This window comes from Microbacterium oleivorans (assembly GCF_023715745.1).
GTDB classification, from domain to species: Bacteria; Actinomycetota; Actinomycetes; order Actinomycetales; family Microbacteriaceae; genus Microbacterium; species Microbacterium oleivorans_D.
In genome coordinates this window covers 988302-1001410 of the sequence record NZ_JAMBOV010000001.1, presented here as the reverse complement: position 1 = coordinate 1001410, position 13109 = coordinate 988302, and the positions used below count along the sequence as shown (strand labels likewise).

Here is a 13109-nt window from a genome sequence, read left to right as displayed (position 1 = left end):
CCGAAGGCCCCGGATGCCGAAGCATCCGAGGCCTTCGGAAAGGTGCGGGACCTTACTTGACGGACACCGTCGCGCCGGCGGCCTCGAGGGCCTCCTTCGCCTTGTCGGCGGCTTCCTTGTTCGCGCCCTCGAGCACGGCCTTGGGAGCACCGTCGACGACGGCCTTGGCCTCGCCGAGGCCGAGCGAGGTGAGCTCGCGGACGACCTTGATGACCTGGATCTTCTTGTCGCCGGCAGCCTCGAGGATGACGTCGAAGGAGTCCTTCTCCTCAACCTCTTCAGCAGCAGCGCCACCGCCGGCACCGGCAACGGCGACGGGGGCAGCAGCGGTGACGTCGAACTTCTCCTCGAACGCCTTCACGAACTCGCTGAGCTCGACGAGGGTGAGGCCGGCGAACTGCTCGAGCAGCTCCTCGGTGGAAAGCTTCGCCATGATGTATCTCCTAGATATGTGGGGTGTGTGTAAAAGAGCTCGCTCGTCGCTTACGCGGCGTCAGCGGTCTCCAGCTTTTCGCGAAGCGCGTCGATGGTGGCGGCAGCCTTGCCCATCGTCGCCTTCATCATGCCCGCAGCCTTCGCCAGCAGAACCTCGCGGCTCTCGAGCGAGGCGTACTTGTTGACCTCGTCGGCCGAGAGCGCGTTGCCCTCGAAGATGCCGCCCTTGATCACGAGAAGCGGGTTGGCCTTGGCGAAGTCACGCAGAGCCTTGGCAGTGGCGACGAAGTCGCCGTGCACGAAAGCGACGGCCGACGGACCCTTGAGGTCCTCGTCCAGCGCCGTGATCCCCGCGTTGTTCGCGGCGATCTTGGTCAGCGTGTTCTTCACCACGGCGTACTGCGCGTCCTGACGGATCGCGTTGCGCAGCTGCTTGAGCTGGGCAACCGTCAGACCGCGGTACTCGGTCAGCAAGACGGCGTTCGAGTCCTCGAAGTTCTTCGTGAGCTCGGCGACCGATGCATCCTTCTGCGCCATGGTCACTCCTTGATGTGTACGAGACGTCCCGCGGTGGCGGAGCGTCGGCCTCGACGGCCGGGCTGCATGAGAAAAGCTCCGGCGCAAGCGCACGGAGCTTCGGCCCGGTTTCCCGGAAGTCTGTCGTACACCTGCGCGGGCCCCTGCGATGCAGAGCTTCGATCGATGTGCGCGAGCGCACGCCGATGACCGACGGTCTTTGGCTTGTGCACCAGTGTACGCCGCGCCCGCGCGCGCACCAAATCCCGGCATCCGCTCTGCGCCGGCGTCTCGGCGACCGGCGGCGACATCATGTGCTCTGGACGAAAACACACCTCCGGAACGGTCCAGAAGGTACGCACTCGTCGAGAGCGCATGATGCGGGCAACGGGAGGAGCCTGGCCTCGACGCCGGGGGCTCAGCGACGGGGTCGGACGTGGAAGGCGGCCAACCGGGCGGCGAGCGCGTCCGGCGTGCTCAGGTCCGCCCAACCGATGCGGACGAGGCGCTTCTGCGTCACGCCTCGGATCCAGTCCTCCCGCTGCTTCTCCAGGAGCAGGATGTCATCCAGGTTCCGACCGGCACGGAGCGCCTCATCGCGGTACTTCACCGTGCCATCGAACTCGACGAAGATACTCTCCTCCTCCAGTTCGATGTCCACGCGGTAGTCCGAGCCTCCGGGCCCGCGCACCGGCACTTGGAGCGCGAAGCGGGTGAAGCCGATCTCGGCGAGCATCCAACGCGCGAGGCTCTCTCCCGTGCTCTCAGCCAGCGGGTTCGCGAAGGCGATCACCGCCTCTGCGCGAGCAGCACCGCGAGACCCGCGCTTGCGTCGGCCGATCTCGAGCGCACCCTGACGCAGGCGTTCACCCGCATCGGGATCGTCGGATTCCGACTGCGAGATACGCAGTGCGGCGTCCGCCGCAGCGACCGCCGCAGACGGAGGCAGGATGCGGCACACGTCCCAGAGCGTGCGCGCCAGTGTCGTGCAGGGCACGCCGAGGCGGACGGCGACCTCTGACGGCTCGAGGCGGTCTGCGTGTCGACGCAGCCCGAGCCGACTGGTCATGCGGTCGTCCCCCGGCATGCTCGCGTGGACCGCGTCCGGCTCATGTCGGGCGAGCGGGAGCCCCCACAGCACTGCCGCGGACTGGTACGAGAAGACGCTCGTCCCGTCCTTCATCTCGCCGTCGACCGCGGCGATCCGAACGAGGTGACGTGCCTCGGGCCAGAGTTGCTCGAACTGTTCGCTGGCGACGTAGCGGTTGCGTTGGACCCTCAGCATCCGGCCGCTCTTCACGGCAGCCGTGATGTCCCTCGACCGCCAACCGGCGCGTTCCAGCGAGGCGCGGTCGAGGATCAGCCCGCGGGCTTCCGAGAAGGAGATGTGGCGCATGCGGCGAGCATCCCGCGCGTCGCTCCGTCGTGGCCGAACGCGCTCCTCGACTGCGGAGACCAGGCGCACCTTGCCGCTCGGTGGAGAAGGAAGCGACTGCCCACATCATGTTCTCCGGACGAGGGCACACGTTTCGTACGGTTCACGGCGTGTGATCTCGGCCAGAGCACACGATGTGGACAAGAAGCAGCGCGTGCGGATGCGTCCGGGGTCAGTGCGAGGAGAACGCGGCGTCGAAGGCCGCGGCGGACGGCTCGTACGTCGAGAGGCGGCGGACGAAGGCGAGCGCCTCGGGGGCGCCGACGAGGCGGTCCATGCCGGCGTCCTCCCATTCGACCGAGAGCGGGCCGGTGTAGCCGATCGCGTTGAGCATGCGGAACGCGTCCTCCCACGGCACGTCCCCATGACCGGTGGAGATGAAGTCCCAGCCGCGGCGCGGGTCGGCCCAGGCGAGGTGCGACGACAGCCGACCGTTGCGTCCGTTGCCGAGGCGCTTCTTCGTGTCCTTGCAGTGCACGTGGATGACGCGGTCGCGGAAGTCCCAGAGGAACGACACCGGGTCGAGGTCCTGCCACACCATGTGGCTCGGATCCCAATTCAGCCCGAAGGCCTCGCGGTGACCGATGGCCTCGAGGGCGCGGTGGGTGGTCCAGTAGTCGTACGCGATCTCGGACGGGTGGACCTCGTGCGCGAATCGGACGCCGACCTCGTCGAACACGTCGAGGATGGGGTTCCAGCGGGCGGCGAAGTCCTCGTAGCCGGCGTCGACCATGTCCTGCGATGCCGGCGGGAACATCGCGAGGTACTTCCAGATCGAGGACCCCGTGAAGCCGGTGACGATGTTCACCCCGAGCTTCGCGGCCATCCGTGCCGTGTCCTTCATGCCCTCGGCCGCGCGCCGGCGCACGCCCTCGGCGTCGCCGTCACCCCAGACGCGGTCGGAGAGGATGTCGCGGTGCCGCTGATCGATCGGGTCGTCGCACACCGCCTGGCCACCCAGGTGGTTCGCGATGGCGTGCACCTGCAGGCCGTTGCGCTCGAGGATCTCCTTCCGACTGCGGACGTACGCGGCGTCGTCCCATCGGGACACGTCGAGGTGGTCGCCCCAGCAGGCGATCTCGAGTCCGTCGTACCCCCACTCCCCCGCGAGGCGCGCGACCTCCTCGAAGGGCAGGTCTGCCCACTGGCCGGTGAACAGGGTGATCGGTCGCGCCATTGCGGATCCTTTCTCGGATGCGGGGGTCCCGCGGTCAGTCGTTCGTCTGCACCCAGCGGCTCTGGTCCGCGGAGCTGCGCTCCACCGCGTCGAGGACACGCTGGACGTGCAGGCCGTCGGCGAACGACGGCCGCGGCGCGGTGCCCTCGGCGATGGCCGTCGTGAAGTCCACGACCTGGTGGGAGAAGCCGTGCTCGTAGCCGAGCATGTGGCCGGTGGGCCACCACCGCGACAGGTAGGGGTGGTCGTGCTCCGTGACGAGGATGCGGCGGAATCCGAGTTCGGTTTCAGCCGCGGTCGCGTCGTAGAAGTCCAGTTCGTTGAGCCGCTCGAGGTCGAAGGACAGCGCACCGCGCGTTCCGGACACCTCGACGCGCAGCGCGTTCTTGCGACCGGTGCGGTAGCGCGTCGCCTCGAAGGACGCGAGGGCTCCGGAGCTCAGCCGCCCCGTGAACAGCGCGACGTCGTCGACGGTGACCCGCCCGCGCTCGGTGCTCGCGGTGCCCGAGAGCCCGATGCCCTCCCCGAGCAGGGGGCGCTCCTCGACGAGGGTCTCGACGATGCCCGAGACGCTGTCGACGGTCTGCCCCGTGATGTACTCCGCGAGATCCACCGCGTGCGCGCCGATGTCGCCGAGCGACCCCGAGCCCGCCTTCGCCCGGTCGAGACGCCAGGTCATCGGTGCCTCCGGGTCCATGAGCCAGTCCTGCAGGTACTCCGCCCGCACCTGACGCACCTCGCCGATCCTGCCGGCGGCGACCAGGTCGCGGGCGAAGGTCGCGGCGGGCACCCGGCGGTAGGTGAAGCCCACCATGGCGCGGATGCCCCGCGCCGCAGCGCGCTCCGCGGCATCCGTCATCGCCTCGGCCTCGGCCACGGAGTTGGCCAGCGGCTTCTCGCAGAGGACGTGCTTGCCGGCGTCGAGCGCGGCGATCGCGATCTCGGCGTGCGTGTCGCCGGGGGTGACGATGTCGACGACGTCCACGTCGTCGCGTTCGATCGTGGCCCGCCAGTCGGTGGAGGATTCCGACCATCCCCACTTCGCTGCGGCAGCGGCGGTCGAGGCCGCGTCGCGCCCGGTCACGACGTGCATGACGGGATCGAGCGGCAGGTCGAAGAATCTAGGGGCGACCCGCCAGCCCTGCGAGTGGGCGGCGCCCATGAAGCCGTGGCCGATCATCGCGACCCGGAGCGTGTCCGTCATGTCGGTGTCCTCTCGGAGATGGTGGGGGCGCCCACGCACCGGGCGCCCCCTTCGATGATCACTCGAACGAGAGGTCGATGTACTGGTCGACGTTGTCCTTCGTGACCACCGGAGCGTCGAGGACGATCCGGTTCGGGATGCCGGGGGTGATGATGTCCCCGAGCGTCTTGTTCTGAGCGATGAGGCGCGCCAGCGCGACGCCGTCGGCCGCCTGGGTCGACGGGTAGATGACCGTCGCCTTGAGTACGGTGTCGTCGGCCTTGATGGCTTCCATCGCGGCCTTGCTGCCGGCGCCGCCCATCATGAAGAACTCGTCGCGGCCGGCCGAGTCGATCGCGGCCATGACGCCGATGCCCTGGTCGTCGTCGTGGTTCCAGATGGCGTCGATCTTCGGGTTGGCCGACAGCAGCTGGGATGCCGCGGACTCGCCGCCCGCGACCGTGAAGTCGGCGGCGACACGGGCGGAGACCTCGAGCCCGCAGTCCTCGAGCGCATCCTTGAAGCCCTGGGAGCGGTCCTGGGTGAGCGGAAGGGAGTCGATGCCGGCGATCTCGGCGACGACGGCGTCCGACTGCCCCTCGAGCTGCCCGCAGATGTAGGTGCCCGCCGAGACCCCCATGCCGTAGTTGTCGCCCAGGATCGTCGCACGAGCGGCGAACGGGCTCGAGAACTCTCGGTCGACGTTGATGACGGGGATGCCAGCCTCCATCGCGGCGATGGCGGCCTCGGTGAGCGCGGCGCCGTCGGTCGGCAGCAGGACGATCGCGTCGACACCGTCGTTGACGAAGGTCTCGACGGCGGCGATCTGAGCGATGGGGTCGTTGGTCCCCTCCGCCGTCTTCAGCTCGACGTCGTCGAAGCTGGCCGCGGCGTCGGCTGCGCCGGAGTTGATGGCGCCGAGCCATCCGTGATCGGCGGCGGGGCCCGAGAAGCCGATCGTGACGGTGTCTCCGGTCTCGGCGTTCTCCTCGGCCGAGGTCCCCTGGTCGACGACGCTGTCCTCATCGGCGCCGGTGCCCGTACAGCCAGCCAGCAGGCCGATCGCGGCAGCGGCGGCGACGCCGGTCAGGACGAGGCGCGTCCGGGCGGTCATGCGTGAGCGCATGTCTTCCTCCTTGAATGTGATGCAGCTCTGGTGTGAAGCGGCCAACGCGCCTCTCGGTTTCGAGTCCACCTGCGAGGAGGGTCAGCGCTGACGGGACGAACATAACAGAATGAATGTTGGATTCGTCAACTTTTGTTTCTAAATCGACAGAAGTTCCGACACCGGAATTGAGGCGGTTGTCGGGTGTCTGCGACGCGGATGCCGCGATCCGTGCCCACGCATGCGGAGATTCTGAGTCTCGCGCCGCTCGAAGTCGGCATGTTATGTTCACCGCGTGATCAAAGTCGACCATGCATCGTCATTACTCGACGTCCGGGGGGTGGCGAAAGCCTTCGCCGGCGTTCGTGCGCTCCGCGGCGTCGACCTCGAGGTCCGCGCCGGCGAGGTCCACTGCATCCTCGGTCAGAACGGGGCGGGCAAGTCGACGCTCATCAAGACGCTCGCGGGCGTCCATCGGCCGGACGAGGGCGAGATCCGGTGGGCAGGCGAGGTCGTCGAGATCCCGGACCCGGATGCCGGGCTCGCCCTGGGCATCGCGACGATGTACCAGGAGCTCGACGTCGTCGACGGCCTGACCATCGCGGAGAACATCTTCCTCGGCCACGAGCTGTCCCGCGCCGGGTTCACCCGACGCGGCGAAGCCGCCGCGAGGACTCGTGAGCTCCTCCGCCGGCTGGGACACGGAGGCCTCTCCCCCCACGTCGAGGTCAGCCAGCTGAGCGCCGCCAACAAGCAGATCGTCGCGATGGCCCGCGCTCTCTCCCACGACGTGAAGCTCATCATCATGGACGAGCCGTCGGCCGTCCTCGACACGCACGAGGTCCAGAACCTGTTCGGCGTCGTGCGCGAGCTCACCGCCGCCGGCATCGCCGTCGTCTACATCACCCACCGACTCGAGGAGATCCGCCAGATCGGCGATCGCATCACCGTCCTCAAGGACGGCAGGACCACCGCGACGGGGCTGCCGGTTGCCGACACCCCGACGCCGGAGCTCATCCGCCTGATGACCGGCCGCGAGGTCGCGAACGTGTTCCCCCCGCACGCTCCCCTCCCCACCGACGCCCCCGTCGTGCTGGACGTGGACGGCCTCTCGCTGCGCGGCGTGTTCGAGGATGTGTCCTTCCAGGTGCGCGCCGGCGAAGTGGTGGGCCTCGCCGGGCTCGTCGGGTCGGGCCGCTCCGAGATCCTCGAAACCGTCTACGGCGCCCGTCGCGCGACGGCCGGCACCGTATCGGTCGCCGGCCGTCGACTGCGGCGGGGCTCGGTCGTCGACGCGGTCGCCGCGGGCGTCGGACTCTCGCCCGAGGAACGCAAGAGCCAGGGGCTCGTCCTCGACGAGCCGATCTCGATGAACGTGAGTCTCCCCTCCATACCGCGATTCGCTCGCGCAGGATTCCTGGACTTCCGCGCGGAACGGACCGCTGCCCGGCAGCAGATCGACGCCCTGGAGCTCCGACCCGCAGACCCCGATCGTCCAGCGCGAACGCTGTCCGGCGGCAATCAGCAGAAGATCCTGCTCGCCCGGTGGCTCGTGCACGGGACCCGGGTCCTCCTGCTCGACGAACCCACACGCGGCGTCGACGTCGGTGCCCGCGCGGAGATCTACGCGCTCATCCGGCGGCTCGCCGCCGAGGGCAACGCGGTCGTGATCGTCTCGAGCGAGATCGAGGAGGTGATCGGCCTGTCCGACACCGTGCTCGTCGTCGCGGAGGGTCGCATCCTCTCCACCGTCCCCTCCACCCAGATCGACGAGCACGCAGTGCTCGACCTCGTCATGAAAGGAACCGCCGCGTGAGCGAGCAGACCACCGCGGGGGCGGACACTCCCCTCACCCCGACAGAGCCCACGACGACGACATCCACCGTCGCCACGCCGGATGCGCCGATGTGGCGACGCATCCTCTCCGGCTCCGTCGGGCGCAACCTCGGCCTCGTCCTGGCCCTGCTCGTCCTCGTGGTCGTGGGGGCGGCGACAGCACCGGACACCTTCCTCGGCCTGTCGAACATCATGGTGATCCTCCGTCAGGCGTCGATCGTCGGAGTGATCAGCATCGGGATGACGCTCGTCATCATCGCGGGCGGGATCGACCTGTCGGTCGGCTCGGTCCTCGGCCTCGCCTCGGTGGTGGGTGCACTCGCCGCGGTGCAGGACCTCGCCGACCAGACCCACTGGATCGTGATGGTGGTCGTCGCCCTGGCGGTGGGCGTGTTCGCGGGACTGCTCAACGGCATCGTCATCGCCTACGGCAACGTGGTCGCCTTCATGGCGACCCTCGCCATGCTGGTGGGCGCTCGCGGACTCGCCGAGATCCTCGCCGACCGCCGCACCCTGCAGGTCGGCGGGCAGCGGGAGTTCATCACCTTCATGAACCTCGACATCCTCGGCGTCGACATGCTCATCTGGATCTTCCTCGTGGTCGCCGTCCTCGGCTGGGTCCTGTTGAACCGGACGACCTTCGGGCGGCGCACGGTCGCGATCGGCGGCAACCGCGAGGCGGCGCGCCTGGCCGGCATCGACGTCAAGCGCCACGTCCTGTACCTCTACGCCCTCTCGGGCCTCTGCGCAGGCATCGCCGGTGTGATGATCCTCGGCCGCACGACGGCGGGCACGTCGGTCAACGGTCAGCTCTACGAACTGGACGCCATCGCCGCCGTCGTGGTCGGCGGAACCCTCCTGATCGGCGGCCGCGGCACGATCACGGGCACCGTGCTGGGTGTCCTGATCTTCCAGACCCTGACCAACGTCTTCATCCAGAACAACCTCACGTCGTCGGTCCAGGCCGTCGCGAAGGGCGTCATCATCGTCGTGGCGGTCCTGCTGCAGCAGCGGTTCGCTCGCCCCGCCGGCCGCGCGTCCTGAGCCCTCGCCCCCGGCGTCACATGCACGGCGCCCAGGACCGCCGGGGGGACAATTGACGACAGCCGGGGCCCGCCGGCAGCAGGACCTGGAAGAAGTGACCCGATGACAGACTCCCCCTCCCTCGCCAGCGGTGTCAGCGAGCTCTTCCAGCTGCTGCGCGACGGAGTACCGCGCACCCGGGCAGAGCTCGCCAAGTCGACGGGGCTCGCGCGCTCGACGATCGCCGCGCGGGTCGACGAGCTGATGCGGATCGGGCTCGTCACCGCGGTCGCCGACAAGGTGTCGACCGGCGGGCGCCCACCGTCCCAGTTCGCGCTCAACCCCGGCGCGAAGGTCGTCATCGCGGCCGACCTCGGCGCCTCTCACGCGACGGTGGCGATCGCGGACCTCGCCGGGACGATCCTCGCGGAGTTCTCCGAGCGGATCGACATCGCCGACGGACCGGATGCCGTCCTCTCCTGGCTCCTGGACGGCGCGCGCAGACTGCTCGCCCAGGTCGATCGAGACGACACCGCCGTCGCCGCGATCGGCATCGGTGTCCCGGGACCCGTCGAGCACTCCAGCGGCAAACCGTCGACCCCGCCGATCATGCCGGGGTGGGACGGGTTCGACATCCCCGGCTGGCTGCAGGCGCACATCGCCGTGCCGGTGCTGGTCGACAACGACGTGAACACGATGGCCCTCGGCGAGCGCGCGACGGCCTGGCCGTCGGTCGACAACCTCCTCTTCGTCAAGATCGCGACCGGCATCGGGGCGGGTCTCATCTCGGACGGACACCTGCAGCGCGGCGCGCAGGGCGTCGCCGGCGACATCGGGCACGTCCACATCGCGCGCGGCGGGGATGTGCCCTGCACGTGCGGCAACCGCGGCTGCCTCGAGGCGCTCGCCTCGGGTCCCGCGATCGCTCGGAGCCTGCGCGCAATGGGGGTGGAGGCCCACACCGTGGGCGACGTGGTCGATCTCGTCAAGAACGGCAACGTCGACGCCATCCAGGCGGTCCGGCAGGCCGGGCGCGACATCGGCGAGGTGCTCACGACGTGCGTCAGTCTCGTGAATCCGTCGGTCATCGCCATCGGTGGATCGATGGCCCGTGTCGGCGAGCACCTGATCGCCGGCGTCCGCGAGGTGGTCTACGCCCGCTCCGCTCCGCTGGCCACGGCGCATCTGTCCATCGTGCAGTCGGCGACCGGCGCCGAGGCGGGTGTTCTGGGCGCCAGCATCCTCGCCGTCGAACATGCGCTCTCGCGGGACGTGCTCGCCGCCGGCGTCGCGACCGTCTGACCGGGCGACGGCCGCGCGGCGGGTCGGGTACGTCGTGCGGGAGGGGCGACTTAGGATCGACGGGTGACCCCCGAACTCGCCGCCCGGATCGTCGCGGACTCCCGCGACCGGGTGGCGTGGATGCGGGCCCGCTCCCGCGGGATCACCGCGACCGACGTCGCCTCCCTCACCAGTGAGAAGGCGATCTCCCGGGCCGCCGAGGCCAAGCTGAACGGCTCGGGATTCAGCGGCAACGCCTACACCGACCACGGTCGGCGTCGCGAGCCCGAGATCGCCGCATGGGTCGCGGCGACCCACGGCATCCGCCCGTCGTCGGCCCTGTTCCACGCCGAGATCGAGAAGCGGCACCTCGCGACACCGGACGGGATCATGGTGGATGCCGCCGGCCGGGTCACACTCGCTGAGATCAAGACGACCAACAAGACCTGGAAGTCGATCCCGCGCACGTATCTCCGCCAGGTGTGGTGGCAGCAGCACGTCCTCGGCGCCGAGCGCACGCTCGTGGTGTGGGAGGAGCACCAGGATTTCGTTCCCCTGCGGGACGAGCCGCGGTGCGCCTGGATCGACCGTGACGAGGCGGAGATCGGCTCTCTCGTCCGACTGGCCACCGCTCTGATCGACGAGCTCTACCACCGCACGACCGGTAAGACTCCGCCGGTGCGCGAGGTGGCCGCGCCTGTCAGTCGTCGCGAGCAGCTGCGGGAGCGCGACATCTTCCGCGCCCTCGCCCTCGCGGACTGACCCGCGCCGCCCCCTCTGCCCGCGGGGGTTCTTCGGCGTGCCCTCATCACAGATGGTTGACGTGGATCAAACATAGGCATATCGTTGACTTCAATCAAATGTTGACTTGAATCATCTAACAGGAGTTGCATGACCACCTCGACCCCCACCGCTGCGCGCCGGGTCCTCGCCCCGCTGTCGGGGCTGCTCCTCGGCATGTTCGTGTCGATGATCGCCTCGACGGTCGTCTCGACCTCGCTGCCCGTCATCATCCACGACCTCGAGGGCGACCAGGGCGCCTTCACCTGGGTGGTGACCGCGACGCTGCTCACCACAGCGATCTCCACCCCGATCTGGGGCAAGCTCGCCGACCTCGTGAACCGTAAGGCGCTGTACCAGATCGCACTCGTCATCTTCGTGCTCGCCACCGCGGCGGCCGGATTCGCCCAGGACCCGGGAACGCTCATCGCCTTCCGCGCCGTGCAGGGTCTCGGCGCCGGCGGCCTCGCGGCCCTCAGCCAGGTCCTCATGGCCGACATCATCAGCCCGCGTGAGCGCGGCCGCTACATGGGCCTGTTCGGCGCCGTCATGGCCGTCGCGACCGTCGGCGGACCTCTGCTCGGCGGTGTCATCACCGACGCGTTCGGATGGCGCTGGAACTTCTTCGTGTCCCTGCCGATCGCCGTCGCGGCACTCATCATGGTGCAGCGCACCCTGCCCCACTCGAGCGTGAGCAGCCGTCGTCCGAAGATCGACTACCTCGGCATCGTGCTGCTGTCGACGGCGGTCTCACTCCTGCTCATCTGGGTCACCAGCGCCGGCTCCAGCTTCGACTGGTGGGGCATCGAGACCATCCTCATGGTCGGTGGCGCCCTCCTCGCCGCGGCGCTGTTCGTGGTCGTCGAGCTGCGCACCAGCGAGCCCCTCGTGCCGCTCACGCTCTTCCGCGATCGCACCTTCACCCTGGCGGTCGTCGCATCGATCGCGACGGGGATCGCGATGTTCGGCGCGTCGGTCTTCCTCGGCCAGTACATGCAGATGGCCCGCGGCGCGACCCCGACCGAGGCCGGTCTCATGACGATCCCGATGATCGCCGGACTGCTGCTCTCATCGGTCGGTGTGGGTGCGCTCATCACCCGATTCGGTCACTGGAAGCCGTACCTCGTCGTGGGCAGCATCCTGCTGACCGCGGGGGCGTCGCTCCTGTCGACGATCCACTACGACACCGACTTCTTCCTCGTCTCGGTCTACATGTTCCTGCTGGGCGCGGGTGTCGGCATGACGATGCAGAACCTCGTCCTCGCCGTGCAGAACACCGCCAAGCCCTCGGAGATCGGCGTCGCGAGCTCGGGAGTCACCTTCTTCCGGAGCCTCGGCGGCACGGTCGGCGTCTCGCTCATGGGCGCGGCGCTCGCCGCACGGGTCACCGACTTGTTCGGGGGCGCGCAGGAGAAGATCGCCGCGGCTCTGACCGCTCTCGGTCCGGAAGGAGCGACCTGGGCGAAGCAGCTCGCCTCCGGTGCCCTCCCCCGCGTGGCCACCATGCCGGAAGGTCTGCGCGTGATCGTCGAGGACATCTACGCCCAGGGCATCTCGTCGGCGTTCCTCATCGCCGTACCGTTCGGCGTGATCAGCATCCTGGCCGTGATCTTCCTGCCGAACCGCAGCCTCAGCACCATGACGACGACCGAACGTCGCCAGGCGTCGGAAGCCGACCTGGCCACGGTGTCCGTTCCCGCGGGAATGGACGCGGTCACCGCGACGGCCACCGTCCCCACGATCGTCTCGGATGCCGCGACGGACGAGCCCGCGGCGGAGGCGCGTCGGTAACATGGACACGATGTCCGCCTCGACCGATCGAGAGGCCCGCACCGCCGCGGTGCGGGCCCTCGAGGGCGAGTTCAGCGACCTGATCACGCTCTTCCGACGCAAGATCACCGAGAACGCGAATCGCGTGAGCCCGGGGATGCTGCCCGGCGCATACAAGGTCTTCACGACGATCGTCCGGCATGAGCCGGTCACCCAATCCGCCCTCGCCGAGATGCTCCTCCTCGACAAGGGCCAGCTCAGCCGCAGTGTCCGCGAGCTGACCGAGCTCGGACTCATCGAACGCACCCCTGACCCCAACGACGGCCGCTCGAGTCTCTTGAGCGCGACCAGCCTCGGACGAGAGCGGCTGGCCGACGCGCGCGGCCCGCAGGAGGGTGCGCTCCTCGCAGCCCTCGAGGACTGGCGCGTCGAGGACATCGAGAACCTCGCCCGTCTGCTCCACGCCCTCGTGGCCGGATCACAGCCCGACGGCGGCCCCACCGCATAGGTCACCGTCGGGCTTCTCGCTCCGGTGATGCCGGCGTAACACCATCGAGACAATGGCGCG

Annotated in this window: 12 protein-coding genes; 6 read left to right on the top strand and 6 right to left on the bottom strand. The window is 69.1% G+C overall.

Translation table 11 applies throughout. The annotated features are described in order from the left end of the window. Positions 1-52 precede the first annotated feature (52 nt). From rplL to M3190_RS04675, 6 genes are all read right to left on the bottom strand, one after another. The gene (gene rplL / locus M3190_RS04700; RefSeq protein WP_018186979.1) at positions 53-433 is read right to left on the bottom strand and encodes a 50S ribosomal protein L7/L12; all 381 of its coding nucleotides are present in this window, start codon (positions 431-433) and stop codon (positions 53-55) included. 50 nt (positions 434-483) lie between these two features. Then, positions 484-972, bottom strand: a complete 489-nt coding sequence (gene rplJ, locus M3190_RS04695) for a 50S ribosomal protein L10 (RefSeq protein WP_064002996.1) — start codon at positions 970-972, stop codon at positions 484-486. Positions 973-1369: 397 nt separating this feature from the next. Further along, on the bottom strand, positions 1370-2347 hold the full coding sequence (locus M3190_RS04690) for a hypothetical protein (RefSeq protein WP_251578887.1): 978 nt from the start codon (positions 2345-2347) through the stop codon (positions 1370-1372). Positions 2348-2558: 211 nt separating this feature from the next. Beyond that, the gene (locus M3190_RS04685) at positions 2559-3563 is read right to left on the bottom strand and encodes a sugar phosphate isomerase/epimerase family protein (RefSeq protein WP_251578885.1); all 1005 of its coding nucleotides are present in this window, start codon (positions 3561-3563) and stop codon (positions 2559-2561) included. 34 nt (positions 3564-3597) lie between these two features. Next, positions 3598-4743: a Gfo/Idh/MocA family protein gene (locus M3190_RS04680; RefSeq protein WP_251579001.1), complete on the bottom strand. Its 1146-nt coding sequence runs from the start codon at positions 4741-4743 to the stop codon at positions 3598-3600. Between the two features lie 82 nt (positions 4744-4825). Beyond that, positions 4826-5872 (bottom strand): substrate-binding domain-containing protein, encoded by a 1047-nt coding sequence (locus tag M3190_RS04675; RefSeq protein WP_251578883.1) that lies wholly within the window; start codon positions 5870-5872, stop codon positions 4826-4828. A gap of 319 nt (positions 5873-6191) precedes the next feature. Here M3190_RS04675 and M3190_RS04670 point away from each other — a divergent pair, with 319 nt between their 5' ends. The 6 genes from M3190_RS04670 (at position 6192) to M3190_RS04645 (ending at position 13049) form a co-directional block, all read left to right on the top strand. Continuing rightward, positions 6192-7667 (top strand): sugar ABC transporter ATP-binding protein, encoded by a 1476-nt coding sequence (locus M3190_RS04670; protein WP_251578881.1) that lies wholly within the window; start codon positions 6192-6194, stop codon positions 7665-7667. Further along, a complete protein-coding gene (locus tag M3190_RS04665) occupies positions 7664-8731 on the top strand; it encodes an ABC transporter permease (RefSeq protein WP_251578879.1) in 1068 nt (355 codons plus the stop codon). The genes M3190_RS04670 and M3190_RS04665 overlap by 4 nt, the downstream gene beginning before the upstream one ends. A gap of 102 nt (positions 8732-8833) precedes the next feature. Beyond that, positions 8834-10012, top strand: coding sequence for an ROK family transcriptional regulator (locus tag M3190_RS04660; protein WP_251578877.1), 1179 nt, complete (start codon positions 8834-8836; stop codon positions 10010-10012). Positions 10013-10075: 63 nt separating this feature from the next. Then, positions 10076-10753, top strand: a complete 678-nt coding sequence (locus M3190_RS04655) for a YqaJ viral recombinase family protein (protein ID WP_251578875.1) — start codon at positions 10076-10078, stop codon at positions 10751-10753. 129 nt (positions 10754-10882) lie between these two features. Next, positions 10883-12562 (top strand): MDR family MFS transporter, encoded by a 1680-nt coding sequence (locus M3190_RS04650; RefSeq protein ID WP_251578865.1) that lies wholly within the window; start codon positions 10883-10885, stop codon positions 12560-12562. Positions 12563-12572: 10 nt separating this feature from the next. Beyond that, on the top strand, positions 12573-13049 hold the full coding sequence (locus M3190_RS04645; protein ID WP_251578863.1) for a MarR family winged helix-turn-helix transcriptional regulator: 477 nt from the start codon (positions 12573-12575) through the stop codon (positions 13047-13049). Positions 13050-13109: the final 60 nt, after the last annotated feature.